The sequence below is a fragment of the Streptomyces coffeae genome, assembly GCF_016741875.1.
Classification (GTDB): domain Bacteria; phylum Actinomycetota; class Actinomycetes; order Streptomycetales; family Streptomycetaceae; genus Streptomyces; species Streptomyces coffeae.
The window spans coordinates 72435-99425 of the sequence record NZ_JAERRF010000009.1 but is presented as its reverse complement, the minus strand read 5'-3'; the positions used below and the strand labels follow the sequence as shown (position 1 = coordinate 99425).

Annotated in this window: 28 protein-coding genes and 1 pseudogene; 16 read left to right on the top strand and 13 right to left on the bottom strand. The window is 67.9% G+C overall.

Annotated features, from left to right (window positions below):
• The first annotated feature begins 5 nt into the window (after positions 1 to 5).
• From JK363_RS17295 to JK363_RS17285, 3 genes are read left to right on the top strand one after another with little or no spacing between them, the layout of a single operon-like run.
• Positions 6 to 1028: a PDR/VanB family oxidoreductase gene (locus JK363_RS17295; RefSeq protein ID WP_372444800.1), complete on the top strand. Its 1023-nt coding sequence runs from the start codon at positions 6 to 8 to the stop codon at positions 1026 to 1028.
• A 42-nt stretch (positions 1029 to 1070) separates the two neighbouring features.
• Positions 1071 to 1274, top strand: coding sequence for a muconolactone Delta-isomerase family protein (locus JK363_RS44680; protein ID WP_372444799.1), 204 nt, complete (start codon positions 1071 to 1073; stop codon positions 1272 to 1274).
• Positions 1274 to 2032: an SDR family NAD(P)-dependent oxidoreductase gene (locus JK363_RS17285; protein WP_307821751.1), complete on the top strand. Its 759-nt coding sequence runs from the start codon at positions 1274 to 1276 to the stop codon at positions 2030 to 2032. The genes JK363_RS44680 and JK363_RS17285 overlap by 1 nt, the downstream gene beginning before the upstream one ends.
• A 178-nt stretch (positions 2033 to 2210) precedes the next feature.
• On the opposite strand, the gene JK363_RS17280 is transcribed toward JK363_RS17285, so the two are convergent.
• Positions 2211 to 2633: a MarR family winged helix-turn-helix transcriptional regulator gene (locus tag JK363_RS17280; RefSeq protein ID WP_201875803.1), complete on the bottom strand. Its 423-nt coding sequence runs from the start codon at positions 2631 to 2633 to the stop codon at positions 2211 to 2213.
• A 134-nt stretch (positions 2634 to 2767) separates the two neighbouring features.
• Here JK363_RS17280 and JK363_RS17275 point away from each other — a divergent pair, with 134 nt between their 5' ends.
• The 3 genes from JK363_RS17275 to JK363_RS44675 all read left to right on the top strand — a co-directional run bounded on the left by JK363_RS17275 (position 2768) and on the right by JK363_RS44675 (position 5399).
• On the top strand, positions 2768 to 4237 hold the full coding sequence (locus JK363_RS17275; protein WP_201875802.1) for a UbiD family decarboxylase: 1470 nt from the start codon (positions 2768 to 2770) through the stop codon (positions 4235 to 4237).
• Positions 4238 to 4370: 133 nt separating this feature from the next.
• A complete protein-coding gene (locus JK363_RS17270; RefSeq protein ID WP_201875801.1) occupies positions 4371 to 4988 on the top strand; it encodes a non-oxidative hydroxyarylic acid decarboxylases subunit B in 618 nt (205 codons plus the stop codon).
• A gap of 99 nt (positions 4989 to 5087) precedes the next feature.
• The gene (locus tag JK363_RS44675; RefSeq protein WP_201876034.1) at positions 5088 to 5399 is read left to right on the top strand and encodes a MarR family transcriptional regulator; all 312 of its coding nucleotides are present in this window, start codon (positions 5088 to 5090) and stop codon (positions 5397 to 5399) included.
• 245 nt (positions 5400 to 5644) lie between these two features.
• On the opposite strand, the gene JK363_RS17260 is transcribed toward JK363_RS44675, so the two are convergent.
• Both JK363_RS17260 and JK363_RS17255 read right to left on the bottom strand, forming a co-directional pair.
• Positions 5645 to 6652, bottom strand: coding sequence for an amidohydrolase family protein (locus JK363_RS17260; protein WP_201875800.1), 1008 nt, complete (start codon positions 6650 to 6652; stop codon positions 5645 to 5647).
• Between the two features lie 177 nt (positions 6653 to 6829).
• Entirely contained in the window at positions 6830 to 8278 is a 1449-nt protein-coding gene (locus tag JK363_RS17255) for a carboxypeptidase regulatory-like domain-containing protein (protein WP_201875799.1), read from the bottom strand.
• Positions 8279 to 8427: 149 nt separating this feature from the next.
• On the opposite strand from JK363_RS17255, the gene JK363_RS17250 reads away from it, so the two are divergent.
• On the top strand, positions 8428 to 9054 hold the full coding sequence (locus JK363_RS17250; RefSeq protein WP_201875798.1) for a TetR/AcrR family transcriptional regulator: 627 nt from the start codon (positions 8428 to 8430) through the stop codon (positions 9052 to 9054).
• A 22-nt stretch (positions 9055 to 9076) separates the two neighbouring features.
• Here JK363_RS17250 and JK363_RS17245 read toward each other — a convergent pair whose 3' ends face one another.
• Both JK363_RS17245 and ligM read right to left on the bottom strand, forming a co-directional pair.
• Positions 9077 to 9337 carry a MarR family winged helix-turn-helix transcriptional regulator gene (locus JK363_RS17245; protein WP_201875797.1) on the bottom strand — a complete coding sequence of 87 codons (261 nt, stop codon included), beginning with the start codon at positions 9335 to 9337 and terminating at the stop codon, positions 9077 to 9079.
• A gap of 118 nt (positions 9338 to 9455) precedes the next feature.
• The gene (gene ligM / locus JK363_RS17240; RefSeq protein ID WP_307821750.1) at positions 9456 to 10835 is read right to left on the bottom strand and encodes a vanillate/3-O-methylgallate O-demethylase; all 1380 of its coding nucleotides are present in this window, start codon (positions 10833 to 10835) and stop codon (positions 9456 to 9458) included.
• Between the two features lie 311 nt (positions 10836 to 11146).
• On the opposite strand from ligM, the gene JK363_RS17235 reads away from it, so the two are divergent.
• From JK363_RS17235 to folP, 3 genes are all read left to right on the top strand, one after another.
• The gene (locus tag JK363_RS17235; RefSeq protein ID WP_201875795.1) at positions 11147 to 11506 is read left to right on the top strand and encodes a protocatechuate 3,4-dioxygenase; all 360 of its coding nucleotides are present in this window, start codon (positions 11147 to 11149) and stop codon (positions 11504 to 11506) included.
• Positions 11499 to 12356, top strand: coding sequence for a class III extradiol dioxygenase subunit beta (locus JK363_RS17230; protein ID WP_201875794.1), 858 nt, complete (start codon positions 11499 to 11501; stop codon positions 12354 to 12356). Before JK363_RS17235 ends, JK363_RS17230 begins: the two co-directional genes overlap by 8 nt.
• 121 nt (positions 12357 to 12477) lie before the next feature.
• Complete coding sequence (gene folP, locus JK363_RS17225; protein WP_372444798.1) at positions 12478 to 13293, top strand: dihydropteroate synthase; 816 nt, start codon at positions 12478 to 12480, stop codon at positions 13291 to 13293.
• A gap of 65 nt (positions 13294 to 13358) precedes the next feature.
• Here folP and pabB read toward each other — a convergent pair whose 3' ends face one another.
• Complete coding sequence (pabB, locus tag JK363_RS17220; protein ID WP_201875793.1) at positions 13359 to 15170, bottom strand: aminodeoxychorismate synthase component I; 1812 nt, start codon at positions 15168 to 15170, stop codon at positions 13359 to 13361.
• 367 nt (positions 15171 to 15537) lie between these two features.
• Between pabB and JK363_RS17215 the strand changes: the two genes are divergently transcribed.
• From JK363_RS17215 to JK363_RS17195, 5 genes are all read left to right on the top strand, one after another.
• Positions 15538 to 16899 carry an aminomethyltransferase family protein gene (locus JK363_RS17215; RefSeq protein ID WP_201875792.1) on the top strand — a complete coding sequence of 454 codons (1362 nt, stop codon included), beginning with the start codon at positions 15538 to 15540 and terminating at the stop codon, positions 16897 to 16899.
• Between the two features lies 1 nt (position 16900).
• Positions 16901 to 17770 (top strand): methylenetetrahydrofolate reductase, encoded by an 870-nt coding sequence (locus tag JK363_RS17210; RefSeq protein WP_201875791.1) that lies wholly within the window; start codon positions 16901 to 16903, stop codon positions 17768 to 17770.
• 106 nt (positions 17771 to 17876) lie between these two features.
• Positions 17877 to 18833, top strand: a complete 957-nt coding sequence (locus JK363_RS17205; RefSeq protein ID WP_201875790.1) for a bifunctional 5,10-methylenetetrahydrofolate dehydrogenase/5,10-methenyltetrahydrofolate cyclohydrolase — start codon at positions 17877 to 17879, stop codon at positions 18831 to 18833.
• Positions 18830 to 19702: a formyltetrahydrofolate deformylase gene (purU, locus tag JK363_RS17200; protein ID WP_201875789.1), complete on the top strand. Its 873-nt coding sequence runs from the start codon at positions 18830 to 18832 to the stop codon at positions 19700 to 19702. Before JK363_RS17205 ends, purU begins: the two co-directional genes overlap by 4 nt.
• Positions 19699 to 20346: a cyclodeaminase/cyclohydrolase family protein gene (locus JK363_RS17195; RefSeq protein ID WP_201875788.1), complete on the top strand. Its 648-nt coding sequence runs from the start codon at positions 19699 to 19701 to the stop codon at positions 20344 to 20346. Before purU ends, JK363_RS17195 begins: the two co-directional genes overlap by 4 nt.
• A 227-nt stretch (positions 20347 to 20573) precedes the next feature.
• Here the strand turns inward: JK363_RS17195 and JK363_RS17190 are convergent, their stop codons facing one another.
• The 7 genes and pseudogenes from JK363_RS17190 to JK363_RS17160 form a co-directional block, all read right to left on the bottom strand.
• A complete protein-coding gene (locus JK363_RS17190; RefSeq protein WP_201875787.1) occupies positions 20574 to 20855 on the bottom strand; it encodes a muconolactone Delta-isomerase family protein in 282 nt (93 codons plus the stop codon).
• Between the two features lie 19 nt (positions 20856 to 20874).
• Positions 20875 to 21582, bottom strand: coding sequence for an alpha/beta hydrolase (locus JK363_RS17185; RefSeq protein ID WP_201875786.1), 708 nt, complete (start codon positions 21580 to 21582; stop codon positions 20875 to 20877).
• Positions 21582 to 22319 (bottom strand): 4-carboxy-4-hydroxy-2-oxoadipate aldolase/oxaloacetate decarboxylase, encoded by a 738-nt coding sequence (locus JK363_RS17180; RefSeq protein ID WP_201875785.1) that lies wholly within the window; start codon positions 22317 to 22319, stop codon positions 21582 to 21584. The genes JK363_RS17185 and JK363_RS17180 overlap by 1 nt, the downstream gene beginning before the upstream one ends.
• A complete protein-coding gene (locus JK363_RS17175) occupies positions 22316 to 23044 on the bottom strand; it encodes a PIG-L deacetylase family protein (protein ID WP_201875784.1) in 729 nt (242 codons plus the stop codon). The genes JK363_RS17180 and JK363_RS17175 overlap by 4 nt, the downstream gene beginning before the upstream one ends.
• Positions 23045 to 23618: 574 nt before the next feature.
• Positions 23619 to 24161 (bottom strand): annotated as a pseudogene (locus JK363_RS17170) (ATP-binding protein); the annotation flags it as partial.
• A 110-nt stretch (positions 24162 to 24271) separates the two neighbouring features.
• Positions 24272 to 24757 carry an NUDIX hydrolase gene (locus tag JK363_RS17165; protein ID WP_201875783.1) on the bottom strand — a complete coding sequence of 162 codons (486 nt, stop codon included), beginning with the start codon at positions 24755 to 24757 and terminating at the stop codon, positions 24272 to 24274.
• Positions 24758 to 24929: 172 nt separating this feature from the next.
• Positions 24930 to 25655: a GntR family transcriptional regulator gene (locus tag JK363_RS17160; protein WP_201875782.1), complete on the bottom strand. Its 726-nt coding sequence runs from the start codon at positions 25653 to 25655 to the stop codon at positions 24930 to 24932.
• Positions 25656 to 25874: 219 nt separating this feature from the next.
• Here JK363_RS17160 and JK363_RS17155 point away from each other — a divergent pair, with 219 nt between their 5' ends.
• A complete protein-coding gene (locus JK363_RS17155; RefSeq protein WP_201875781.1) occupies positions 25875 to 26960 on the top strand; it encodes a sugar ABC transporter substrate-binding protein in 1086 nt (361 codons plus the stop codon).
• The last annotated feature ends 31 nt before the right edge of the window (positions 26961 to 26991 follow it).

Sequence of the window (26991 nt, the reverse complement as noted above, 5' to 3'; positions counted from 1 at the left end):
AGGAAATGACCGACGTGACGGGGCCGCCCGCCGCCACCGCGACCGCACCCGCAGGCATATCGACCGTGTCCCGTATGCGAGTTGAATTCGACGGCGATGTCATCGTCCGATCGCGGCGTGCGGAATCGGATGGGGTTCTCTCGCTGGAATTCGGACTGGCTTCGGGTGAGCCGCTGCCCGCGTGGGCCCCCGGCGCCCACATCGACGTCGTGCTGCCCAACGGCCTGGTACGGCAGTATTCGCTCTGCGGTCCGGTCGATGACCGCACGACGTGGCGCATCGGCGTGCTGCGCGAGCCGCGGAGCCGTGGTGGGTCCGAGTGGATTCATGATCACGCCCACGAGGGTGCCGAGCTGCGGATCCGTGGCCCCCGGAACAATTTCCCGCTGCATTCCGTACCGCGGTATGTGTTCATCGCGGGAGGCATCGGGATCAGCCCATTGCTCCCGATGATCGCCGAGGCGGACGCCGAAGGAGCCGACTGGGCCCTGTACTACAGCGGCCGTTCGCGCGGTTCGATGGCCTTCCTCGACGAACTCAAGGCCTACGGCGACCGAGTGACAGTCCAGCCCAGCGACGAACCGGGCACGCTCGACCTGGCGGCCATCCTTGGGGAGCCGACGCCGTCGACGCTGGTGTATTGCTGCGGTTCGGTGGGACTGATCGAAGCCGTCGAGTCAGGCTGCGCCGCCTGGCCGTCCGGATCTTTGCACGTGGAGCGGTTCGCTGACGCCGTACCAGCCGCGGCAACGGGCGCCGACCAGCCGATCGAGGTCGAATGCCGCAGGTCCGGCATCACCCTGACCGTGCCGGCGGATGTCTCGATTCTGAAGGCGGTGGAGGACGCCGGCCTGTGGGTTCTCTCCTCGTGCCAGGAGGGGATCTGCGGCTCCTGCGAGACCGAGGTGCTCGAGGGCGAAGTCGACAACCGGGACTCCCTGCTCACCGCGGAAGAACGCGCCGCGAACGACACCATGATGATCTGCGTTTCCCGCGTGAAAGGTAGTCGGTTGGTCTTGGACTTGTGACCAGACGTCGCCGTGCCGGCCAAGAGCGGGTAGCCCCCGCGTATGAGGCCATGGCCGGCGCGGCCTGCTCGGACCGGAGCTGTGCCCGATCTATCCGGGCGCCCGGATCGCCGGCCGGGCGGTGACCGGGCTGTCTCATCCCGACGTTCCGACCGTGTACACGAAGTTCTGGCCTCGCTGCCGATATGGAGGTGGACGGACATCTCCGTCGCAGCGCTCGCCACCCACCCACAGGAGCGGAAGTAGTGAACACCCTGCCCCTGGCCGACACGGTCGCCGTCGTCACCGGTGCGGCCGACGGGCTTGGCAAGGCGATCGGGCGCCGTCTCGCTGCGGACGGCTGCGCAGTCGCCGCCCTCGACATCAAGGAAACCCCCAACGGCACCGCGCCCGCCAACGACAACCTCCCGGGCTCGGTCACCCCATGGACCTGCGACGTCACCAACCCCGTTGCGATCCGTGCAGCCATCACCGACATCGTCGGCGCCCTGGGCGGCGTCGACATCCTGGTCAACAACGCCGGACTCCTCTCGGGCCGGGCGAGTCTCCTTGACGCCACCCCCGAGGAGTTGCACCGCTTCTACGACGTCAACGCCGTTGGTGCGCTCTTGCTGGTTCAGGCATGCTTCCCCTATCTGCGGGAAAGCTCGCATCGCGGCCGCATCATCAACATCGCCTCCCGCACCTTCTTCACCGGCTCCCCGGGCCAGATCGGCTATGTCGCCAGCAAGGGCGCCCTACTGGGCATGACCCGGGTGATGGCGCGGGAGCTCGGCGAGTACCGCATCACCGTCAACGCCGTACTGCCTGCCCAGGTGGCCACCCCAGGCACCCGCGCGCATTCCGGTGACGACGTGTTCCAACGGACGATGGCTCAACAGGCGATCGGCGAGTTCGTCACTCCTGAGGACTTCGCTGGTCTGGTCGCCTACCTCGCCTCGCCGGACGCCAAGTTGGTCACTGGCCAGTCACTTGTGTGCGACGGAGGAGGTCTGTTGCACTGACGTGACGCCCGGACGACCGGCGAGATTGCCAGACCTCTGCTGCCGCCGGCACGGGTGCGCCCGCAGGGCGGCCTGCCATCTCGCTACGAGCGCCACCCGCGTAACGGCCTTTCTCGGCCTCGCCGCAACCCTCTGCCGCTAGGGGCGCTACCTCAAACTGACCGGGTAGGACACGCTCTCAAGGCTTGATGCCGGCCAGGTCGCGGAGCAGCGGGAGCAGTGCGGGAACCCTCTCCTTGTCGATTTGATCGAAGGTCCACTGGTTCACACGCCTGACCGCGGGCTCCAGATCATCCAGGAGTGCACGGCCTTCCGGGGTGATACGGACAATATGGCGCCTTCGGTTGGCCGGGTCGGTTTCGCGGACCAGCCAGCCGCGCGAGGAAAGCCGGTCCAGCAGGGCCGTCATGGTGGAGCGGTCAATGGCCGTTGCCTGAGCGAGCGCGGACTGGTCGATCCCGGGATGCTCCGCGAGCACGCTGAGCGTCGCGTACTGCGGGGCAGTGAGCTCGGGCACCTCCGTCTGCCATGCCGCTGTGGCCCTCTGAAGCGCACGGCGCAGCAGGTGCATGGGGGTGTCGTCGAGCGGCTGGACGCGCATGGTCTACGGACTCCGTTCCAGGGGCGGGATGAAGATCCTGACACACGACATCGGGTTGCCCAAGGCAACCATTCGACGTACGCTGACATTCAGCACACCAACATTACGTGTGCTGATATTTAGGAGGACTCAATATGCGTCACCCTTCGGATCTGCGCGAACACATTGCGGCACTGGAAGGTATGGGCGACCTCGATCGAATCGATACGGAGGTCGACTGGAACCTGGAAGCCGCCGCGCATACGCGCTACAGCGTTGAGCGCCGCCTTCCCGCACCGCTGTTTCAGAAGGTGAGCGGCGTCGAGGACGGCTTCCGCCTGTTGGGCTCGCCGGCCGCGCTGAGCGCTGCCCCGGACAAGCCCTTCGCCCGCGTCGCGCTGAGCGTTGGCCTTCCGCCGGAGGCCACCGGTCGGGATGTGGTGGACCGCCTGGTCGACACCTGGCACCGCCCCGGCATCCCCCCGAAGACAGTCAGCCGCGAGGAGGCCGAAGTCAAGCAGAACGTGCTGCTTGGCGATGACGCGGACCTGACCCGTTTCCCGGTGCCGTTCGTGCACCAGGGGGACGGCAACCGCTACGCCAACACCTACGGCGTGATCATCGCCCAGACCCCGGACGGTTCGTGGACCAACTGGTCCATCGCCCGGATCATGATGGTCGACGGCAAGCACATGACCGGCCTCGTCATGCACCCTCAGCACATCGCCCAGGTCTGGCAGCAGTGGGTCGACCTCGGCAAGCCCATGCCGTACGCCCTGGTGCAGGGCGGCGACCCGGCCATTCCGTTCATCGGCGGTGTCCCGCTGCCCGACAATGTCAACGAGGCCGACTACATCGGCGCACTGATCGATGAACCGCTCAAGGTGGTCAAGGCCGAACTGTCGGATCTCCTGGTCCCCGCCAGTGCCGAGATCGTCATCGAGGGACACCTCTCCATCGAACGCTCCGGCGTCGAGGGGCCGTTCGGCGAATACGCAGGCTACATTCCGACCGAAACGAGCCTCCAGCCGGTCTACAGCGTTGAGGCGATCACCTACCGCGATGACCCGATCTGGCCCATGGTCGCGGAAGGCACACCCGTCGACGAGTGCCACACCTCGCAGACCATCGGCATGGCCGTCGGCGCACTGGCCGCGCTGCGCGCAGCGGGCCTTCCGGTCACCACCGTCTGGGGCTCGATGTACAGCGCCGGCCACTGGTATGCGGTGACCGTGCCCTCCGACTGGCGTGACCAACTGCCCGGCACCACGCCCGAGGAGTTCGCCCGCCGGGTCGGCGAGACCGTCTTCTCGACCAAGTTCGGCCACTGCCTGCCGCAGGTGTTCCTGCTCGACGACGACATCGATCCCGCCGACGAGCATGGCTTGATGTGGGCACTGGCCACCCGGGTCCACCCCGTGGACCGCAAGGTCTACTTCGAAGGCGGCCCGATCCTGCCGCTGCTCGCCTGCTACACCGACGAAGAGCGGCACGCCGCGCATGGCACCAAGGTGATACACGAGGCACTGCTCCCCGCACCCGGAGAGCGTCAGGTGATCTCCAACTTCGAGCACGCCTACCCCGCCGAAGTGCGGGCCAAGGTGCTGGCCCGGCACCAGCGTTGACTCCGATGGGACGCAGGGCGGCCGGGCCCGCCCAGGCTGAGCCCGGCCGCCCTGCGTCCCACGCCACGGCGCCCGGCAACCGCCCCCGTCGGAAAGCCCTATGAGGGTTCAAGTTCAAGCGAAAGGTACGTACATGCGGTTGGTCGTCGGGATGACAGGCGCCACGGGCGCGATTCTGGGCATCCGATTGCTGGAGGAACTACGTCGGCAGCCGGACGTGGAGACACACCTGGTCATGAGTCGCTGGGCACGGGCGACCATTGAGCTGGAGACCTCGTGGACGGCGCGGGAGGTCGCGAAACTGGCGGATGCGGTCCACGGCTCCGAGGACCAAGCGGCCTCTATCTCCAGCGGCTCGTTCCGTACCGACGGCATGGTGATTCTGCCGTGTAGTGCCAAGACACTCGCTGCGATCCGGGCCGGTTACGGAAGTGACCTCGTGTCACGGGCGGCAGACGTCGTTCTCAAAGAGCGGCGTCCCCTGGTGCTCGGGGTGCGGGAGACCCCGCTGTCGGCCATTCACCTGGAAAACATGCTGGCCCTCTCCAAGATGGGAGTGACGATCCTGCCGCCCATGCCGGCCTTCTATAACAAGCCCGAATCGGTAGACGACATCGTGGATCACCTGGTTGCCCGTGTCATGGACCAGTTCGGCCTCGACAGTCAACGCGTGGTGCGCTGGCAGGGACCTTCCACTGCGCGTGGCGATAAACGTCCCACCCTGCACAGCCAGGACGCAGTCGTTGCCTGAACCGCGGCCGTGATGCCGCAGCCCCCGACAGTCAGTCGTGTATTCCACTCTCGGCACGGCCGAAGCCGCCTTCTCCTCACCGCATCCCAGTGAAATGCTATACGGCTAGCTATATTTATAGCTTTCTGTCTCCGAGCGGATTATGGGGCCCTCAACGCTCTGCTCTCTGCTGGCGAGCCCTACGAGCTGAGGCCGATGGATCTGCGTGAGCGCCTCTTGCTCACCTCCGGCGGGACCAGCAACGTACTCAATCGTCTGGTCAAGGCAGGTCTGCTCACGCGCCAGCAGGACGCTTCCGACGGCCGGAGCAGCCCGGTGTCGCCTGAGCGACACCGGGCTGCACTTGGCCGAGGAGGTCGTCGCGTCGTGGACTCAGGCCCAGCGCGACTTCTTCCGGGATGTGCAGGCTGACGCGAGCAGGACCGCCTCGGACGCGCTCCGTCAGATTCTCGTCTGCCTCGGAGACCTTGAACCGCCTGTGCCGCAGCGAGCGCGGGTTCCCGTCGCCACCGACGGTCGGCCCGGCCGTGACGCCAGCTGAGCGTCGGCTGAGGTGCCCTTCGGTGCTGGGCTGAGGCCCAAGCCGCGGGTGGCGGCCGAGGCTCGGGCCAGCTGCCAAGCCCGACCACTCACGGCCCGTTTCGCAGGAACAAGGGTCACCGCACGAAGGCGCTGTCGGGGATCCTGAACATCCTCTGTGCGTTGCCGTGCGCGATCTTCGCGCGGTCCGCTTCCGAGATGGGCGCGCGGTCGAGCCAGTCCGCCCCGGCTCGCGGGTCGGCGAAGGGGTAGTCGACGGAGTAGAGGATGGCATCCGCGCCGACGGAGAGCAGGGCCGCGTGCAGGGCATGGTCGTCGAAGTTGCCGCTGGTGGTGACGTGGATGTTCGTGCCGAAATATTCCGGGAGGGTGCGCTCGACGGAGCGACCGAACGGATTCACCGCGAAGTAGTGCTGGATACGTCGGATGTAGGAGGGCAAACCCTCGCCGAGGTGTCCGATTATCAACCGTGCGCCGGGGTACCGGTCAAACACGCCGGAGAAGACGATACGCAGGACGTGCGTTGCCGTCTCGGGGGCGAATCCCCAGGTCGCGCCAGCCAGTTCGGGGTGGCCGGCGAGCATGGCGTTGGGCACGGAGGGCCGCGGGTGCAGGTACACGGGGACCTGGAGGTCCTCGGCTGCGGCCCAGAGGGGCTCGTACATCGGGTCGTCGAGGTAGCGGACCCCGTCCGCAGTGTCGGTATATCCGTTGATCATCGCACCGGCGAACCCGTGGGCGTGGACGGTGCGGCGCAGTTCCTCGGCTGCGGCGTCCGGGTTCTGAGTAGGGAGTGACGCGAACGCGCCGAGCCGATCCGGATGCTTGCCCACCTGATCGGCGACGAAGTCGTTCATGTCCCGGGCGAGCGCGACGGCGGTGGTCGCGTCGGCAACGCCTTGAAGGCCCGGCGCATTCTGCGACACCAGCGAATAGACGACATCTCCGGCGAGCATGTCGTCAATCCGCGGCTGTCCGAGGTCAACGAGCTTCGGCCACCTCGATGCCAGATACTCCTCCGACACGCCTTGCTTGCTTGAGATCTCCTGGGGGTCGGTCGGCAGGAATCCGCTTGAGTCGTGGGGGTAGTAGCAGGCCTCTTCGAAGGCGATTTTGGGTAGCATTTCCTCACTTCTTTCTGGTGGTTTCGCAGCGAATCTCTTCAGCTCGGCGGGAACCTCGGTGACGCACCGAGGCGGAGCTTGAGCGATCGAACGACAGCGCCGCATCTCGCTCACTGACCACGTGTGGCGCGGTCCGTCGAGCCGTCCCAGTCGGGAATAGCATTCAGAAAAGCTTTTTCAATGTCTTTCTGGTCGCTCTTGGGTGGGCGTGATGCCCACTGCCCCCCCGTTAACGGGTAACCCGGGCTTCCTGAGAGGCGCGGCCAGTTGGAAGTCCTGGGTCGTCGTGCGGGATGCGTCGATCAGAACCCGCCTCGCCGAGGGCATGTGCTCAGGCCTGCTGACGAGGGCGAGTACGTACCCGTCGGGCAAGCCGGTCGCTGCGTACTCGCCGTTGGCGTCCGTTCGGGCGCGGAGCAGCTCGCGACCATGACCGGTGGTCACCGTGAGCACGGCGCCGGCCACCGGGAAGTCGGAGTCATCGACGACGCGGCCGACGAGCAGCGGCTGCTGCTCTCCGAAATGGTGATGATGCGGAGTCAGGCTGGTCGGCGCCGGCAACTCCATCGAGGGATCGTCCACCGGAGCGGGCTGCAGGGTCGATGCTTCGTCCGGTGCTTCCTGTGCGCGCAGTTTCCGGCGCTGCTTCACACAGCCCAGCAGGATGAGCACCAGACCGCCCACGGCCCACCCGGCCAGCGCCAGCGTGGGCCTGGCGAGCTTGGTGTGATCCAGGTAGGCAACCGAGCGCACGGCATCGACCGCATTGCCCAGCGGCAGGATCGGATGCAGGAATCGGAAGAATTCCGGAACCAGGGCCACGGGCACCATCCCTCCGCTGGACGGCATGCCGAGCAGCATGAAGAGGGTCGCTGCCACCCCGGGGAAGAAGCGTCCGAAGAACGGCACCAGTCCGTAGGCGGTGAGCGATATCGCCTGAGTGAGGAGGAAGAGGTAGAGCAGGAGCAGCGGGTGCTCCGGCAGTGCATGCAGCCCGTAGACGCTGAACACGTAGGACAGGCCCGCGATCAGTACGCCGCAGCCCAGGAAGGTGAGGCACTGCCGACGCCGGTTGAAGCCCACCGCCCGCTGCATGCCGATCACCACGAAGTAGCAGGGCAGCGTGCAGGCCAACGCCGCGTAGGTGCCGGTGGATCCCAGGCCGTCTCCTGGCAGGGTCGGCACCAGTTCGTGGAAATGCAGCGCCTTGCCTGCGTGCTGGGCGGCTCCGGTGAATGCGTTCAGCACGACCGACTCCAGCGCTGCTCCGTCGGCCTTGGCCCCGTAGAGCTGGAACGAGTTCCCCTGCGGCTCCAGTGCGGCCACCGCGTCCTGGTGGGCCACCGCGGACTTGGCGTCCCGCAGCGTGCCGACCGGCACGAGGTCGAACGCTCCGGGCGTCGCCCGGTCGAGGTCGTCCTGCAGCTGTGCGGTCGACTGTGGCGACGCGGCCACCGCAACCTTGATGTGGTGCGGGGCGGGCTGGTGGAAGGCGACCAGGTAGCTGAAGAGCAGTCCGGCCAGGAAGAGCGCGGGCAGCCAGAGGTTCTCGGCGAGCGTCCGTGCGGTGGGTGCCAGGGATGATCGCCGCCGTGGGATGGCGGGGGTTCGGAAAGCGTGTGCCATGGCCTGGCGTCTTCCTCGGAGGGTTCGGTGGAGGAATCAGCAGAGCGATTCAGGTTTTTGCAGTTCTGCAAGAATACAGTAACGCAATAATGCCTCAGCGATACCCTGCGAAGGGCATACGAGGTGAACGACGCGAGAAGAGACGGCTCATGGATCTGCAGCACACGTCACCCGGACTCCGGGAGCGCAAGAAGCTGGAGACCCGCGCGGCCCTGCGCAGGGCCGCCATCCAGCTGTCCCTAGAGCACGGCCCGTCGGCCGTGACGGTCAATGAGATCTGCACAGCCGCCAACGTGTCCCCTCGCACGTTCTTCAACTACTTCGAGAGCAAGGAGGAGGCGCTCTTCGCCTGGGATCAGCAGCTCACCAGGGAGTTGGTGGCACGGCTCTCCCGACAGCCAGGCACCGTTCCGGCGCTCGCCGCGCTACGCCTGGCCATGCTCGAAACCCTGCCCAGCTTCGGCGCGGACGCCAACTGGGCCGCGCGTACCGAGCTGCTCGCGGCCCATCCTGAGCTGAACATCAAGCTCGCCGACTGCATCCGCCGCATCGAGCAGTCACTCTGCGAGGAACTGGCCCGACGCCTCGGGATGCCGGTCGACAGCATCTTCCCGCAACTGCTCTCGGGCGCCGCGATGACGGCCCTCCGTGCGGCCTTGCTGTCCTGGGCGCCCGGCTCCGATCACGAGGTCCTCCAAGCCCTGGTCGCGGAGGCATTCGACCTCCTTGCCGCCGGGCTGCCGGATCCGCGTTCCGCACCCGATCGGCGCTGCTGATCCCGCGGTTGGGGGCAGCGGTTCACGGCGTATTGGTGAGTTTGGTCAGCAGTTGTTGAAGCTGCTTGCGCTCTTGCGGTGTGAGGCGGTCCAGCAGGAGGGCGTCCACTTCGCCGGCCACGGGGAAGATGTTGCGGATCTCTTGGTCGCCTTCGTCGGTGAGGTGGACGAGGCGGCGGCGCCGGTCGTCGGGGTCGATGGCGCGGGTGATCAGGCCGCGCTGTTCCAGGCGTAGCAGGACGGCGGCGAGGGTGGCCTTGTCGATGCCGGCCGCGGTGGCCACGGCGGACCCCATCGGGGTCCCGGCATCGTGGCGCCCGGTCTGGCCGACGTCCCAACCACCCCAACGACGGTCCGGCCTCCCCCAGCGGGGAGACCGGCACCGTGGCTGCTGATGCGGCTCAGACGGAGCCGGAGGTGCGCCATCCCGGCTGGTAGGTCTCGCGGGCCATCGCCGCGTAGGGGGCCGGGCTCACGATGGCGCGGACCGGGAACTGCTGGTGCGGCTGAACGGTGGTCTTCTTCGAGCCGCCGTTCGGCTCGCCCCAGATGACCTTGACCTCGGCGCCCAGCGGGACATCGGGGTTGACCGTGGCCAGCGACAGGGCCTTGCGCTCGTTGGGGCTGTAGCCGGTGAACAGCGACAGACCGATGTTGTTGCCGTCGGCGTCCTGCACCGCGTCGAAGTTGGACGAGCCGTAGTTGGCGTTGGGCAGGTCGAAGAACTGGTAGCCGGGGCCTTCGGGGTCGACCGGGGAGGCGAGGAGCTTGGCGACGTCCTCGGCGTTCCAGGCGAGGGTGACCTTGCGGCGCTGGGTGCTCGGGTCGATGGCCTCGAGCGCGCTGCGGCCCACGAAGTCGTGGTCGAACTTGACGAACCCGCCGTAGCCGAGCTCCCACGGGTTGAGGTAGTAGTCCTCGATGTTGTCGGAGACGAAGCTGCCGGCGAGTGCGTTGAACGCTTCGTAGCTGTCGGCACCGAGCCACTCGCGGAACGGACGCAGTTCCTCCGAGGTATAGATCGCGGGCAGCGGCGAGGGGATCCAGCCCGACTCGAGCGTGTTGCAGGAGTAGGCCCGGCATCCGGCCGGCTCCAGGCCGAACTCCCGTCCGGCCTCGAGGATGGCGTCGCGGACCTTGTCGTACGTCTTGTACGGTCCCCAGATCTCCAGTCCGGGCGCTCCGGCCATGCCGTGGCGCAGAGTGCGGATGCGCTCACCGGCGATGTTCATGTAGCCCATCTTGAAGAATTTGACCTGCTCGACGGGGCCGCCGTTGACCTTCTCGATCACGTCCCAGGCGCGAGGACCCTGAATCTGGAAACGCCAGACGTCACGGGTGACCTGCTTGCCGTAGGGACGCGACGGGGAGCGGTCGTCGTATCCGATGTCGACGTTGTAGCCCCGTTCTGCGGTGAACCTCAGCCAGTTGGCGACGGGAGCCCGTCCGACGAAGACGAACTCCTCCTCGGCCAGCCGGAACAGGATGCCGTCGCCGATCACGCCGCCCTCGGGGGAGACCGGGACGAACTGCTTGGCCGAGTCGACCGGGAACTTCGCGGTGCTGTTGATGCCGGTGTCGGTGAACAACCTCAGCGCGTCGGGGCCGGACACCCACAGGTTGACCATGTGGTGCGACTGGTCGAACAGCACCGCGGTCTTCTGCCAGGCGATCGCTTCCCGGCGGAAATTGCTGAACTCGGCGGGCACGACCGGGTAGATGTAGGTCCCGAGCTGAGAGTTTCGGAGCAGCTCTACGGTGTTGCCTGCCTGGTCCAACACGTCCTGAAGGTTTTTGGCACTCATTGGGCTACCCGTTCTGAAGTGGCGGTTCTTCCGAAATTCGACGCTAGGGAGCAATCCGCTGCGTCGGCAGCGAGAAATGGCGCAAGCGGAACAGCCAGGACGGTCAGTGTCTGCGGGTCATTTGACGTAGGGGGGGGCCGCCGTACGTCATTTGTCCCGCACAGCCTTCGCCAGCTCGCCGCCTGGAAGTCGCGACAACTGTGCCATGGACGGTGGGGTCGAACGCTCTACCGTCGGAGCAGACCGCCGACGACGTGTCGCGAGGCCCGAGCCAGGGAGCACACCACATGACGAGCCGGATCAGGCCGGACCTGCCGGGGACCTACGTCTTCGACGGTCCAACGAGCCGCCGAGGGCACCACATGAACAAGCTGTTCATGTCCCTTCGGGAAGGGAACGCCCGTCGGGAATTCCGCGCGGACGAAGCCGCGTACTGCCGGAAGTTCGGACTCTCCGAAGCGCAGACCACCGCGATTCTCGGTCGTGACTGGCAGGCCATGCTCGACCTCGGCGGGAGCATCTTCTACATCTACAAGCTCGCCATGATGGACGGGCTGTCGCTGCAGTACCTCGGCGGTGTGTTCAGCGGGATGTCCGAGGCGGAGTTCAAGGCCGCGATGCTGGCGGGAGGGCGGACCGATGTCTGAGGTGATCTGGGGGCTGGCGACGTCGCATGTGCCGTCCATCGGCGCCGCGATGGATCGGGGCATGACCGCGGACCCGGTGTGGGAGCCGCTGTTCGAGGGGTACCAGCCGGCGAGGGAGTGGCTCGCGGAGCACACGCCGGACATCGCGATCCTGGTCTACAACGACCACGCCAACGCAGTCGACCTCGACATCGTCCCGACGTTCGCCATCGGCACGGCCGAGAGGTACCGGGTGGCGGACGAGGGCTTCGGCCGTCGTTCGGTGCCGGACGTCGTCGGGGATCCCGAGTTCTCCTTCCACATTCTGCAGCAGCTGATGGACGAGGGCTTCGACCTGACGGTCTTCTCGGAACTCGACGTCGACCACGGCTTCACGGTGCCTCTGTCGGTCTGGACGCCGGAGCCCGGCGAGGCGTGGCCCTGCCCGGTCATCCCGATCATGGTGAACGTCATCCGCTACCCGCAGCCGACCGCTGCGCGCTGTTACGCGCTCGGCAAGGCCCTCGGCCGTGCGATCGCGGGCTACGACGGCGCGAGGACGGTCGGCATCCTCGGCACCGGTGGGATGTCGCACCAACTCGCGGGCGCACGGTCCGGGTTCATCAACCCCACCTTCGACCATATGTTCCTCGAGGCGATCGAGAAGGATCCGGAGAAGCTGGCCGCGCTGAGCCGCGAGGAGTACATCCGCCAGGCCGGCTCGGAGGGTATCGAGCTGATCATGTGGCTGGTCATGCGCGGAGCGCTGAACGCCGAGGTCCGCAAGGTCCATTCGGCCTACCACGTGCCCGCGTCCAACACCGCGGCCGGTCTCGCGCTGTTCGACAACCGGACCGCACAGCCGACCTGATCGGCCACATCTCCACCTCGCCCCGATGCATGAAGGAAGTCGGCCGATGTCCATGGAAAGTCTTGAGCGGCTGCGGGGCACCGCCGGAGAAGGGGACGTCCCCACCGAACGGTGCCGAGTGATGGGGGTCGTCAACGTCACCCCGGATTCGTTCTCCGACGGTGGCTTGTACACCACGACGGATTCGGCGGTGACGCACGGGCTTGCGCTCCGGGACGCCGGCGCCGACTACGTCGACGTCGGCGGGGAGTCCACTCGCCCGGGAGCCGGCCGCGTGGATGCCGCGGACGAACTGCGGCGGGTGATTCCCGTCGTGCGTGAACTGGCGGCGGCCAGGGTGCCGGTCAGCATCGACACCACGCGGGCCGCGGTCGCCGAGGCAGCCGTGGCCGCGGGTGCGGTGCTGGTCAACGACGTCAGCGGCGGCCTGGCCGATCCCGCCATGGCCCGGGTCGTGGCGGCCGCCGAGGTGCCGTGGGTGCTCAATCACTCACGTGGACCGAGCCGGGACATGTACGCGACGGCCATGTACGACGACGTCGTGCGCGAGGTCGCGGCCGAGCTGCTCCTGCGGGTGGACGATGCCGTCGAGGCCGGAGTTCGCCCGGACCGGCTGATTCTTGATCCGGGGCTCGGTTTCGCAAAGCGGGGCGAGCAGAACTGGCTCCTGCTCGCCCACCTCGACGACCTGCTCCGTCTGGGCTTCCCCGTGCTCGTCGGCGCATCCAGGAAGCGCTTTCTGAGCGACGCCCTGTACGGTGACGGACCCGGTCGGCCTGTGCTCGATCGGGATGCCGCGACGCTCGCCACGAGCGTGGTCGCTGCGCGGGCCGGCGCATGGGGGGTCCGCGTGCATGACGTGGCCGCCTCAGCCGACGCGGTTCGTGTGGTCTCCGTCCTGTGGCAAGCCCGGTCGGCCGGCAGCGAGCGTGCCTGACCGGATGTGCCGACGCTGCCCGTGAGCAGCACGGCGGTCCGGTCGTGCGAGGTGCCCGCGATCGGTCATGCGAGTCTCCTGTGCCGGGGTGGGTCGGCGAGCAGGACGCCGCCGGACAGGACCGTTGCGGGCCGCCACCCGCGCAGGGAGCTGACCAGGGCTATCCCTTCGGCTCGGAACAGGTCGGCCGGATGGAGAGTCCGTTCGCGCAGGCAGCCCGTCTCGACCAGTCGTCCGCGTTCGACTCCAGGGAGGCAGCCGCCGCCGAGCGGGGGAGTCCACCAGGCGTTGTCGAGCCGGACCACGAGGTTGGCCGTGCACGCCTCGGTGAGCTCACCCCGTTCATTGACCAGCACCACGTCGTCGGCCCGCGGATGACGCGCGAGCCGGGAGGTGTAGGGCTGTCGCCGGCTCGTCTTGTGATGTGGCCAGCACCGCGTCGAGTCCACGGGCTCCGAATCGATGGCGAGCCGGACCGGGTGGCGGTCCGCGGCGGGCAGGTCCGCGACGTCGACGACAGCACCGCCATCGCGGAACAGCATCAGCCGTACCCGCGCGTCCCCCTCTCCGGCCAGGCGTTCGGCCACTGCTTCGCGCACCGCCGCCGCATCGAAGGCGAACCCGAAGTACGCAGCCGAGTCCGCCGCGCGCGCGAGATGCCTGTCGAACGACCGTGGACCGCTTCCGGCCCGGTGGCGGAACGTCTCGATCAGATGGAACTCCTCCGGGCGGGCATCGAGTACGTGGGCCTTCGCCAGCAGTTCGCTGTACTCCGCGGCGGGCTCGGAGCCCCACGTGATGCCGCCACCCGTTCCGTAACCCGTGACGCCAGTCCTACGGTCGAGCAGCAGGGTGCGGATCGCTACAGAGAACCGGGCCGAGAAGCGCGCACCGGGTTGGTCCGGGGGTGCGACGACGCCGATCGCCCCGCAGTAGACCCCGCGCGGGCTGTCCTCGACCTCGGCGATGAGGTCCATGGTCCGCGCCTTCGGTGCCCCGGTGACCGATCCGCACGGGAACAGGGCACGGAAGACGTCGGTCAGCCCGACATCAGCGCCAAGTTCAGCGGTGACGTCGGAGGTGAGCTGGTGGACGGTCTCATAGCGCTCGGCGCGCACCAGAGAGGGAACCGTCACCGAGCCCGGTACGGCGATGCGGGCGAGGTCGTTCCGGACGAGGTCGACGATCATGACGTTCTCGGCCCGTTCCTTGGGGCTTGACAGCAGCCGTTCCACGACGTTGGTGTCCTCACCAGTGGTCCGTCCCCGGGCGGCGGTTCCCTTCATGGGGCGCATCAGGATCCGGGTGCCTCGTGTCTCGAAGAACAGCTCGGGACTCGCGCTGGCCACCACGAAGCGGCCGGTGTCCAGATAGGCGTTGTACGCGCCACGCTGCCCGAGCGCGAGGTTCCGGTACAGCTGCACCGGCTCGCCCCGTACGGGGCCGGTCAGCCGGGTCGTCAGGTTGCACTGGTAGGTCTCGCCCGCCGCGATGTGAGCCTTGACCTGCTGAACGGCCCGCGCGTGCGTGGGCTCGTCCCACGCCGGCTGCCACGGTCCGGCCATGGCGGCCGGCCCGGCCTCGTGGTCCACGACCGGAACTTTCCGAGGGGCATCGGTGATGCCGAACCAGGCGAGCGGCAGGCCCTCGACGGGTTCGCGCACGACAAGCCCCGCATCCAGGCCCGGCGCGGCCTCGTAGGCGACGAATCCGAAGGCCCACCGGCCTGCTGCCGCCAGGCGCCCGACGGCGTCGAGCACCTCGATGACTTCTTCGGAGCGCATCGCGACGAGTTCCTGTTCGACCGGTCCGAAGAGCTGGGCGGTACCCGAGACCAGGTCGTCGAACCGGGCCCACGAGCTGGAGACGTGTGGCATCGGGCCGCCTTCCACCGTCGGGATCCGCCTTCTCACAAGGCCGGATGCGGCGTCGCCGCGCATTCGATGCTGCCTGTTCCCCAGACCCCTTTGGATCGGCGTATCGCGCAGTGGCACACCGTCTTCCGTCGGCGTCGGGGCGAGTCATCTGTCGTAGTCCGGCCTCTCGGGTGCGCGACTACGTCACTTGTCCTGCTGGGGGCGCGACGCTCGCCGAGGGCATGTCCGGTCATCCGCGTGATCTCTGATCAAGGCCGCGTTCCTAGCGTCGTAGTAGGCCCGGAGCCAAGCCCGGCGACGCTGCTGCGGCGGCTCGCAGGCGGTGCGCCCCGACCCACACCACCCCGAGGAAAGGTTCTTCTGCATCATGACTGTTGAGAGTCTGGCGGCGGCCATCGCCCGCGTCGGGAATCCGGTCGAGCTGCTGCGCAACACCGCCGCGCGCGCCCACACCTTCCCCGTCGCGCCTGAGTTCACCAACTGGCGCTCCGAGCAGCGTGCCTGGGTGGAGTCCTGCGCGCTCCTTGATCAGTCGCACCATATGACCGACCTGTTCCTCGGGGGCCCCGACGCGCTGAAGCTGCTCAGCGACCTGGGCGTGAACAGCTTCGCCAACTTCGGGGTGAACAAGGCCAAGCAGTTCGTGGCAGTGAACCCAGACGGTCAGTTGATCGGCGATGCGATCCTGTTCCACCTCGAGGAGGAGCTGTTCGACCTCGTCGGGCACCCGATGGTGATCGACTGGGTAGAGTTCCACGTCGAGCGCGGGGACTACGAGGTCACTGCCGAGCGCGACGACAACTCCGCCGTCCGGCCCTCCGGCCCGCCGAAGTTCTACCGCTACGAACTTCAGGGTCCCACCGCTGCGGCGGTCCTCGAACTGGCCACCGGACGGCCGCTGCCGCCGACCAAGTTCTTCAACATGGCTGATTTCTCCATCGCCGGCCGTACCGTCCGCGGCCTGCGCCATGGCATGGCCGGCCAACCGGGCTTCGAGTTGTTCGGGCCCTGGGAGGAGGGTGAGGCCGTCCTCGATGCCCTGTTGGAGGCCGGGAAGGCCCACGGCCTTGTCCGTGCGGGAGCGAAGGCGTACTCGGTTGCCAATCTCGAATCGGGCTGGGTCCCGGCGCCGATCCCCGCGATCTTCGGCGACGACCCGCTGCTCAAGGAGTACCGGGAGTGGCTGTCGGCCGGCGCCGTTGGCGCCATCGGCGGCAGCATGGACTCGGACGACATCGCCGACTACTACCTGACCCCCTACGACATCGGCTACGACCGCAACGTCAAGTTCGACCACGACTTCATCGGCCGCGCGGCACTTGAGGAGCTGGCCGAGAATCCGCCGCGCACGAAGGTCACCCTCGTCTGGAACAATGACGACGTCACCGCCGCGATGGGGTCGCTGCTCGGCGAGGGCCCGGGAGCCAAGTACTTCGACCTGCCCAAGATCCGCTACGCGCTGCATCAGGAGGACAAGGTTCTGCTGAACGGCGAGCAGATCGGCATTTCACTGGACTGCGGCTACCTCGCCAACGAGCGGGCCATGGTCTCCCTGGCCACCATCGCCAAGGAGCACGCCACGCCCGGGACCGAGGTCACCGTCGTCTGGGGCGAGCAGCCGAACTCGGCGAAGCCACAGGTCGAAGAACACCGGCTCTGGGAGATCCGGGCCACCGTCGCCCCCGTCCCCTACGTCCAGTTCGCTCGCACCAGCTACCGGGGCAAGTGACATGACGCTGGCAACGGAGAAGAGCGCTCTCCCGAGGAACGCCAAGGCGGCCCTGGCCCATGCGCTGCGCACCGCCACCTACGAGGTCCTGCCCTTCAAGAGCGCGGAGGAGAAGGTTCTCGCCCACGTACCTACGGACGTGGCGCTCACGGTGACGACCACCGAGGCGAAGGGACTCGGGCCGACCATAGCCCTGGCCGCCTCGCTGACCAAGCAGGGGTACCAAGCCGCGCCCCATATCGCCGCGCGGCTGGTGCGCGACCAGGCGCACCTGGTGGACATCGTGGAGCAGTTGAGCGACAGCGGTATCGACCGCCTCTTCTGCATCGGTGGCGACGCCGCCGAGCCGACCGGGGATTTCCCGGATGCGCTGAGTCTGCTCCGGGGACTGCGGGCCGCCGGCCATTCCTTCTCGTGGGTCGGTATCGGTGGCTACCCCGAAGGGCACGGCCTGATCGGTGACGAACTGATCGAGCAGGCTCTGAAGGACAAGGAGCCGTATGCCACGCAGGCCATCACCCAACTCTGCTTCGACGCCGACACCACGATCCGGTGGGCCCGCTCGGTGCGCTCTCGCGGCATCACGCTGCCGATCCGGGTCGGCATCCCCGGGGCCATCAGCCGGCAGAAGCTGATCCGGGTGTCGGCGAGTCTCGGGCTCGGACAGTCCGCACGGTTCCTGAAGAAGCAACAGAACATGTTCTGGCGCTTCTTCCTGCCCGGCGGCTACAGCCCGAACAAGCTGATCGAGAAGCTGACACCGGCGTTCGTGCAGGGCGACAACAACCTGCAGGGCTTCCACGTGTTCACCTTCAACGACCTGGACAGCACCGAAGCCTGGCGTCAGGCCTGGCTCGCCCGCCTGCCCTGACATCACGCCGGTGTCCGGCGTTCCCCCTCGTCCCATGGGCCGGTCGTGCCACCGCAACACCCACCGACCGGCCCGTGGGCTTCCATATCGAGGAGTTGCACCACCCATGAGTGCCCAGGTGATCGACGGGCGTGCCTGCGCCCGCGTACTCAAGGAGAGCCTGTCGGCGGACGTGTCGTGTCTGAGGGAGGAGGGAGCGGCCTTCGGACTGGCCACCATCCTCGTTGGCGACGACTACGGATCGGCCGCCTACGAACGCCGGCTCCGTCGTCTCGCCGACGGACTCGGCGTGCCCTACCAGCCGCATCCGCTGCCCACCGGCACCTCGCAGGACGAACTGATCGCCCTGGTCGAGGTGTTGAACGACGACCCCGCGGTGTCCGGCATCCTCATTCTGCGCCCACTGCCGGCTCACATCGACGAGGCCGCAGTGTTCCAGGCGATCGACCCGCGCAACGACATTGAGGCAGTGCACCCGGAAAACGCGGGCCTTCTCGCCCTCGGCGTGCCGCGATTCGTCCCCTCCACGGCAGCCTCGGTCTTCCACCTGCTTGACACCTGGCTGGACCTGGCCGGGGAGGACCGTGCCGACTTCTACCACCGTTCGCTGATCGTGGTCGTCGGGCGCTCCAACAATGTGGGCAAGCCGGCCATCTCACTGGGCTACGAGCGACAGGCCACCGTCGAGTCCATCGACGAGTGGGCCGACCGGACAACCGGAATCGGGCGGCACACACGTCGGGCCGACGTCCTGATCGTCGCCGCGGGCAAGGCCGGACTGATCAAGGCCGAGCATGTCAGCGAGAACGCGGTGGTGATCGACGTCGGGATCAACCCGCAGACCGGCCCTGACGGGCGGGTGCACATGGTCGGAGACGTCGACTACGCCTCTGTGGCACCGCGGGTCCGAGCCATCACCCCCGTTCCCGGAGGTGTAGGTCCCGTGACCGACGTGTGGCTGATGCGCAACACGGTGCTTGCCGCCCGACTCCTCGCCCAGCACCCGGCCGGCGACACGTCGGCCTTGCCCGAACCGACCGATTCACTCGTGGAGGCGTCATGAATTCACCCACCGGCGCCCAGCACGGCGTCCTGCTGCTCTCCTGCCCCGATACCCCGGGCATCGTCCACGCGGTCACCGAACTGCTGGTGCGGGAGAAGTGCACGATCGTGCAGAGCCAGCAGTTCGGCAGTGCTATCAGCGGCTCCTTCTTCATGCGGGTGGAGTTCGCGCACATCGACGGCTCCCCGCTGGACTTCGACGATCTCGGCCATGGGGTCCAGGTTCTCGCCGACAGGTTCGGCATGACCTGGCAACTGACCGACGCCACACGGCGCCTGCGCACGGTCATCATGGTGAGCAAGTTCGCCCACTGCCTGAACGACCTGCTCTTCCGCAACTCCATTGGTGAGTTGAACCTCGACATCGTCGCTGTCGTGTCCAACCACCCCGATCTCGGCCGCATCGCCGACAGCTTCGGAGTGCCGTTCCGGCACATTCCGATGACGAAGGAGACCAGACCGCAGGCCGAGGCCGCCCTCCTGGACCTGGTGCGGGACGAGCACGTCGATCTCGTCGTCCTGGCCCGCTACATGCAGATTCTTTCCGATGGCCTGTGCAGGCAGCTGGAGGGCCGGGCCATCAACATCCACCACTCGATGCTGCCGAGCTTCAAGGGCGCCAAGCCCTACCACCAGGCTCACGCGCGCGGCGTCAAGTTCATCGGGGCAACCGCGCACTACGTCACTGCCGACCTGGACGAGGGGCCGATCATCGAGCAGGAACTCATCCGCGTCGACCACTCGCTCAGCCCCGACCAGCTCGCGGCGCGCGGCCGCGAGGCGGAGAGCCGCGCGCTGGCACGCGCCGTCCGCTGGCACAGCGAGAACCGCATCATGGTCGTCGCTAACCGGACTGTCGTCTTCTCATGACCGCACACGACGCCAAGACCGGCGATTTCGCCCGGCAGCCGATCGGACAGTTCCTCGACGCCCTCGCCGCCCGGGTTCCGGCCCCGGGCGGCGGGGCCACCGCGGCCCTGCACGCAGCACAGGCCGCGGCGCTGCTCAGCATGGTGGCCCGGTACACCACGGGCAAAAAGTACTCCGATGACGCGGACCTCGTTGCCGGCATCATCGACGTGGCGGAGGCCGAACGCGCCGCTGCGTTGCGACTCGCCTCCGAAGATGCCACGGCGTTCACCGCGGTGACCGGGGCATACGGAATGCCGCGTGCTACCCCGCAGGACAAGGAACGACGGTCCACGGCGATCGCCGCCGCGCTGGCCGCGGCCGCGGGCCCGCCGGCCGAGGTGATCCGAGTCGCCCGCTCGCTGGTGTCGCTCGCCGAGGCCCTGCTGCCGGTTGCGAACCCCAACGTCATCACCGACGTTGCCGCGGCCGGCGAGGCGGCGCGGGCCGCCGCCACCACGGCCCGGCTCAACGTCGAGATCAACCTCGGCGGCATCCGCGACGAGAAGGTCCGCTCCGACCTCCTTGGTGTGCTGGAACAGGTCGATCCCCTCACCGAGCGTGCCGCCGCAGTGGAGCGCTCGGTGCGTGCGGCCTTGACGTGAGGCCACGCCCTGTGCGCGGTGAGCCATGACAGCCATCACGGCGCAGCTGCCGGCCCGCGGCAGCTGCGGCCTCCGAAACCGCGGATGCCGGTCCCGGAAAGACCGGACCGGCACCGAGGGGCGGTGGCATCACCGCGTTGACTGTGATCCGGTGCTCGCCCAGCTCGCGGACCATCCGGGGACCGTCACGTGACGATCCGTGCATGTGCGGCGATGTACGAGGGTGCTCACTCCTTCTTCTCCTGGGGATGGGTCGCCAGCGCCTCGACGGACACGTCCATCCACTTCCACATCGGCAACGAAGTGAGCGCGTCGTGCAGGGCGGCCGGATCCTCGGCCGCGTAGAGCCCGATGGTGGCGTTGCGGCCGGGCACTCGCCAGAGCCGCTTGAGGACGCCCCCCTCGCGTAGTTCCATCGCCCTCGCTCGCTCAGCCTTCTTGAGCTGGTCGCGGACGTCGTCCGGGGTGTCGTTCGGGAGCAGATTCTCCGCGCGGACCAGAAACTCCATGTGTTTCATCCCTCTCGGATCAGGCAGCGGCGACGTCGAGCAGCACGGCAGCCAACTCGTCGGGAGCGGTGACCATGGCCTCGTGGCCGGTGGCGACTTCGTGGGTCGGCCAGCCTCGGGCAGCGGCCTTCTCCGCTTGCGGTGTGAACACGCGCATCCAGTCCACGCATTCGATGAACGCGGCCGGGACGTGCTCACCTTTCCCCGTCAGCCGCAGTGGCTCGGTGTAGGTCAGCCACGGGTGCGGGGTCAGCCGCGGGGTGAGCCAGTCGACGTCCGCTTCATCGGTGACGCCGAGCTTCTCCAGAGAGCGGACGGGTATCAGCCAGCCGTACCCGGGGCCCGCGACGGACTCGCGGTAGTGGCCGGCGACTGTGGTGGGCAGCAAGTCGATGGCGGCGTCGCCGTCGTCGCCGACGAAGGCGTCGAGATGGATGCGCTTGGCCAGCCGCTCGGGGACGCGGTCGGCCACGCCGGTGATCACCTGTCCGGCATAGCTGTGCCCGACCAGGACGACATCGCGGGCGTCGTGCGTCTCGAGAAGGGCGACGATGTCCTGGACGTGGGTGGACAGCCCGACCTGTGGGTTGAGCAGGTGGGCGCGGTCGGACAGACCCGTCAGGGTGGGGGTGTACACCTCGTGCCCGGCGGCTCGCAGTGCGGGGACCACCCGCTGCCAGACCCAGCCGCCGTGCCAGGCACCATGGACGAGGACGAACGTGCTCATCAGCAATCCTCCGTGGGGGCGGTGTCGGGGTCGGGCTCGTCGTCGGCGTCGACGTAGCGCACACCGAGCTGCTCAAGGAGCGGTCGCATGTGGTAGATGTCGAGTCCCAACTCCCCTTGGCGGAAGCGGCGGCGCTTGGCCTCCTCGTTCGCCTCGCGGCGGGCGCTTGCCTCGACGACCGCCTCGCCATCGGCGAGCGGGATGCACAGCACGCCGTCGTCGTCGGCGAGGATGATGTCGCCGGGGTTGACCAGGTGCCCGGCGACCACCACTGGCACGTTCACCGAGCCCGGAACAGCCTTCGCAGTGCCTTGTGCGTGCACCGCGCGGGACCAGACGGGGAAGCCCATCGCGGTGAGGTCGGCGACGTCGCGGACCCCGGCGTCGGTGACCAGGCCGAGGACTCCGCGGTGGTGGAGTTGGGTGGCGAACAGTTCCCCGAACATGCCGTCGGTCGACCGCGAAGTGGTGGCGACCACCAAGACATCGCCGGCACGGCACTGCTCGATGGAGGCGTGGATCATCAGGTTGTCGCCCGGGTGTGAGAGCACGGTTACGGCGCGGCCCGCGATGCGCGCGCCAGGATAGATCGGCCGCAGCTCTGGTCCGAGCAACCCCCGTCTGCCGTACGCCTCGTGGGCGGTGGCAACGCCGCTTTTGGCCAGGGACGCCACGACCTCGCTGGACGGTCCCCGGCTCGTGCGGACGATGACGTGCCCGCTGGTGCGCCGGCTCACCGGAGTTCGTCCCCGACGATGGGAAAGACCCGCTGATATGCCTCGGCCTGCACGATCGACTTCGCGCCGCCGTTACGGACCGCCTGCACACCGCGGCGCAGACCGAGGTCGGTGTAGTACCGCACGAGGTGTGACTGGGCGCGCATGCACTCCATGGCCTTGCGCTTGCGGTCGAAGACCGGCGTGATGTCCAGGAGCAAGTTCGGCACGAAGCCGCACTGCTCGGGCTGGTGCGGCTCGAATTGCAGGATCTGGGGGGCGCCGATCGGGTCGGTGGTGCGGTCGTGCCCGGCAGCCTGCGCGACCTGCCGGGCAAGCAGCGTGGCCTCGTGTGCGGCGTTGTGGTCGCGGTTGTAGGGGTCGGAGGCGACGTGGGTGAGCAGCACCTCGGGCTGTGCCGCGCGCATCTCGGCGACGATCCGGTCCAGCGCGGCGTCATCGATCCGCAGCGGATAGTCGCCCAGGTCGAGGAAGGTGATAGACGCCCCGAGGGCAGCGGCGGCAGCCTCGGCCTCCGCGCGCCGGCTCTCCTTGGCCTTCTCCAGGGTCATGCCCTCCTGCTTCCACAGGCCTTGTGATTCGCCGCGCTCGCCGTAGCTCAGGCATACGATCCGCACGTCGTGGCCGCGTTCGGCGTAGAGAGCCAGCGCGCCGCCGGCGCGCCATACGAAGTCGCCGGAGTGGGCGCTGATCACCACAACAGAAGGATGCTTGTCGTCAGCCATTGCTGCTGTCCTGACCTTTCTCGGCGGTCCTGCCGCCGCCGGGGGAGAGAGCGAAGCGGGATTCGAAGAGCCTGGGGAACCAGTCGGCGCCCCTGCGGGCGCACCCGGGCGATGACCGGCAGTGAGGGTGTGATCCTGATGCCGCCGCCCAAGCACAGACAGGGCGAGGAGTCCAGCACGGAGAAATATGTACGGTGGCCGGCGATCTGGATCCGCTCGTCGACGTGGCATTGTCGTCCTGACCGCAGAGTGCCGGGCCAGAACGACTACTTCACCCTGGTATTGAAGAGCAGTTCGGCCGCTTCCCGTGGAGGGGGCCGCCACCTCGACGCCACGTCGATCATCTCCTCCCAGCGCCACTCATGGCCACCGCACGTCCGCGATGGCGACGCGTTCGACGCTACAGAGCGGTGAGATCCCGTGTATCTCGCTAATGACCGGGCTCGCCCGGAGGCATGTCCCACCGCCTCTACGTCATTCGTCGCGAACCACCGGGAAGGGATCTGATGACAGCGCGGCGCGGTCCGCGGCTCGGCAGCACTTCTCTCGGTGTGGCGATCAGCGCTTGCGGCTTTCACGCCCGCCCGGCCAGCCGTTGTTCGGCCCAGATCGTCTTGCCGGACTGGCCGTAACGGCTGCCCCAGCGTTGGGCGAGCTGGGCGACGAGGAACAGGCCGCGACCGCCTTCGTCGGTAGTGTGGGCGCGACGCAGGCGGGGCTGGGAGTTGCTGGGGTCGGTCACCTCGCAGACGAGTACCTCGTCATGGATGAGGCGCAGGCCGATCGGGCCGCCGGCGTAGCGGATGGCGTTGGTGACCAGTTCGCTGACGATGAGTTCGGTGGCGAAGGCAGCCTCATCGAGCCCCCAGGAGGTCAGTTGGCGAGTGGCGGCGTCGCGGGCGCGGGCAACGGCGGTGGGTTCTGCGGGGAATTCCCACGTGGCGATGGCGTCTGGTGCCAGGGCGCGCGTGCTGACGAGCAGGAGGGCGATGTCGTCGCGGGGTGAGGGGTCGGCGGCATCGGCGAGCACGGCGCGGCCGAGAGCCTCGAGGGTGGGGTGCCGGCGGCAGTGGGCGGCGAGGCCGTGTGGCAATGGGCTTGGGCGCCCATCCAGGTCGTTGATCGAGATCCGGCGGAACCCGATCGCTTTCGGATCCTTCACGCCGGCTGAGCGAGCACGGAGGTCCGACTGCCCGGATCTGTCCGAACGTGAGGCTGCCCACCGGTCTACGTGTGAGCCTTCGCGATCAGGTCGTGGATGAGGTATTCACCGGGGGCTCGGTTCTCCTTGAGCCGGGAGAGGTCCTCAGGCCCGAACCAGCCGTAGGCGGTGTGCTTGGACCATTCCAGGGCGGGGTGGTCCAGGTCGCCGTCGACTTCGACGAGGTAGTCGGCCTCCCGGCGTGTGCCGTCCCCGTCGTCGCCGGTCCAGGTGGCGATCCCGAGCAGGCGTCGTACCCGGCGCAGGCGCCAGCCGGTCTCCTCTTCGACTTCCCGGGCGAGGGTGTCCATCAGGGACTCGCCGGGCTCGACGTGGCCGCCGACGATGTCCCAGCAGTCAGGGAAGAGCCGCCGATCGGGGCTGCGTTTCTGGGCGAAGGCTTTGCCGTCCTGGTTGAGGATGACCGCTCCGACTGCCCAGACCTCGCCATCGGCAGGGGCGGGAATCTCGACGCCGTGGTCCACGGCCACATGGTGCTGATCGTCTGCCATGGCCTCAAGGTAAGGGCCGTGTCCGGCGGTTGCCCACGACTTCGCACCATCCGACGGCTTCCGGTCGACGGAGAGGGCGCGCGTGCCGGCGCGTGGAGCGGCTCTGTGGCCGCCGGATGAACGTGTCCCGGTCGTCGACGGCATGAACCGGGGCCGGCGGGCGAGGAGCCGCTCAGGAGCCGTCCGTCCGGTAACGGCCGAGGTGCCGCTCGAGGCTGAGCTCGAGGTGCTGCCGCATGGCTTGTGCGGCGCGCTCGGGATGGTGCCGGAGCAGCGCTCGCAGGATCCTGCCGTGCTCCACGACCGTGGCGGGGCTGCCACCGGTGACCGGGCTCAGCCGGAACAGGTGCAGGTGCGTGTGGAGCCGTTCCACGGCGGCCGCGAGCATCGTGTGGCCGGACGCCGCGGCGAGTGCGTCGTGGAATCGCTGGTCGAGCGCCGCGAAGCGGCCGTAGACGGCGTAGCTCTCGCCCTTGTCGGGCAAGCCCTGCATCTCCTCCACCAGCGCTTCGATCCGGTCCAGGTCGCTGTCTCCGACGCGTTCGGCCGCGAGGGCCGCCGCTCTCGGCTCCAGCAACAGCCGCATCTCGAACAGCTCCTCCACGCCCCGGCGGTCGAGGAGTTCGGTGGCGCGGTAGCCCGAGAGTGAGCGTTTGACGACCAGCCCGTCCGATTCCAGGCGGGCCAGGGCCTCGCGCACCGGTGTCGGCGAGACACCGAGGGAACGGGACAGGGCTTCGATGCCGACTCTGGCGCCCGGCTGGATGGCATGGTCCATCACCATGGTCTTCACTGCCTCGTAGACGCCGTCGGTCAGCACTTCCCGCCGCGTGGGCGCGGCACCACGCGGCACGTCAGGGGGCGCGGTTCCGCCGTCCGTACCGGTATCCAGCGGCATGGTGTGATCTCCCCTCGTAGGGCAAAATCCTATGTGATCGCAACTTTACGATTCAATATCTTGGTGTCACGAGGAGTGGCACCCATGTGATCGCCCACGATCATCCCAGGTAAACAACTTATCTCGATGGTCGTCCCCCACCCCTTGACGAGCCGCCCGTACCTCCCTCAGCATCTCCAACCAACGGAATCCTATTTGATTCGAGTGGGGCAGTACCTCATGACTCAGCACAGATCCGTCCTCACGGCCGCCGCCACCTTCCTCGTCCTCGTCGCCGCTTCCGCGTGCACCGTGAAGAACTCGGGCGACACCGGCCCGGCCGGCAACGCCCCCGCCAAGCGGGGCGGGGGCACCGCCGAGCTCGCCGACGGCTCCGGCGTCAAGATCGCCCTCGTCCCTGGCGGCGCGCACCCCTACTTCCAGCCCTGGAAGCGGGCGGGCGCCGACGCGAAGAAGAGGCTGGGACTGGGCGACGTCACCTTCGACGAGACCGCCGAGTGGGACCAGCAGAAGCAGAACGACCTGCTGTCGACCCTCGCCGCGCGCGGCTACAACGCCTTCGGCATCTTCGGCGTCTCTCCGACCGACATCAACACCACCTTCGCCGACCTCAAGTCCCAGGGCTTCGCGGTGGCCTCCCTTGCCTCCTGTCCCGCCGGCGGCAAGAACGCGGCCGACTTCTGCCTCTCCACGGACGTGGAGCTGGCCGCCTACAAGGCGGCCAGGGCCACCATCGACGCGATGGGCGGACAGGGCCGGCTCGTCCACCTGACGGGCAACAACGTCGACGCCAACACGCAGCGCCGCATCAAGGGCGTCAAGAAGGCGGTGCAGGAGACCGGCGGCAAGGTGACCTTGCTGCAGACCATCACCGACATCGACAAGGACCTCCAGACCGCGCAGAAGGCCGTCTCCGATCTGATCGCCTCCAAGGGGCCGCAGATCCAGGGCATCGTCAGCACCTCCTACAACCCGGCGGTCGCCGCGGCCGAGGCCGTCCGCGAGTCCGGGTCGAAGGCCAAGGTCGTGGCGATCGACGACGACGCCAAGATCCTCTCTTCGGTCAAGAACGGCTCCGTCAGCGCCACGGTGGTGCAGAACCCCGTGGGTCAGGCCGACATCGGCGCCTGGGTACTGGCCCTGTTGCAGAGCAAGCAGTGCACGATGAAGCAGCCGGGAGTGACCATCGACTCCGGCTCCTTCGTTGTCACGAAGAAGAACGTCGCCGACTACGACGACGCGCGCAAGGCCAAGACCGCGCAGCTGAAGAAGAAGTTCGCCGACGAGTACCTCTCCTGCGGCTGACCGCGTCCGCGGCACCCTGACAGAAAGTCAG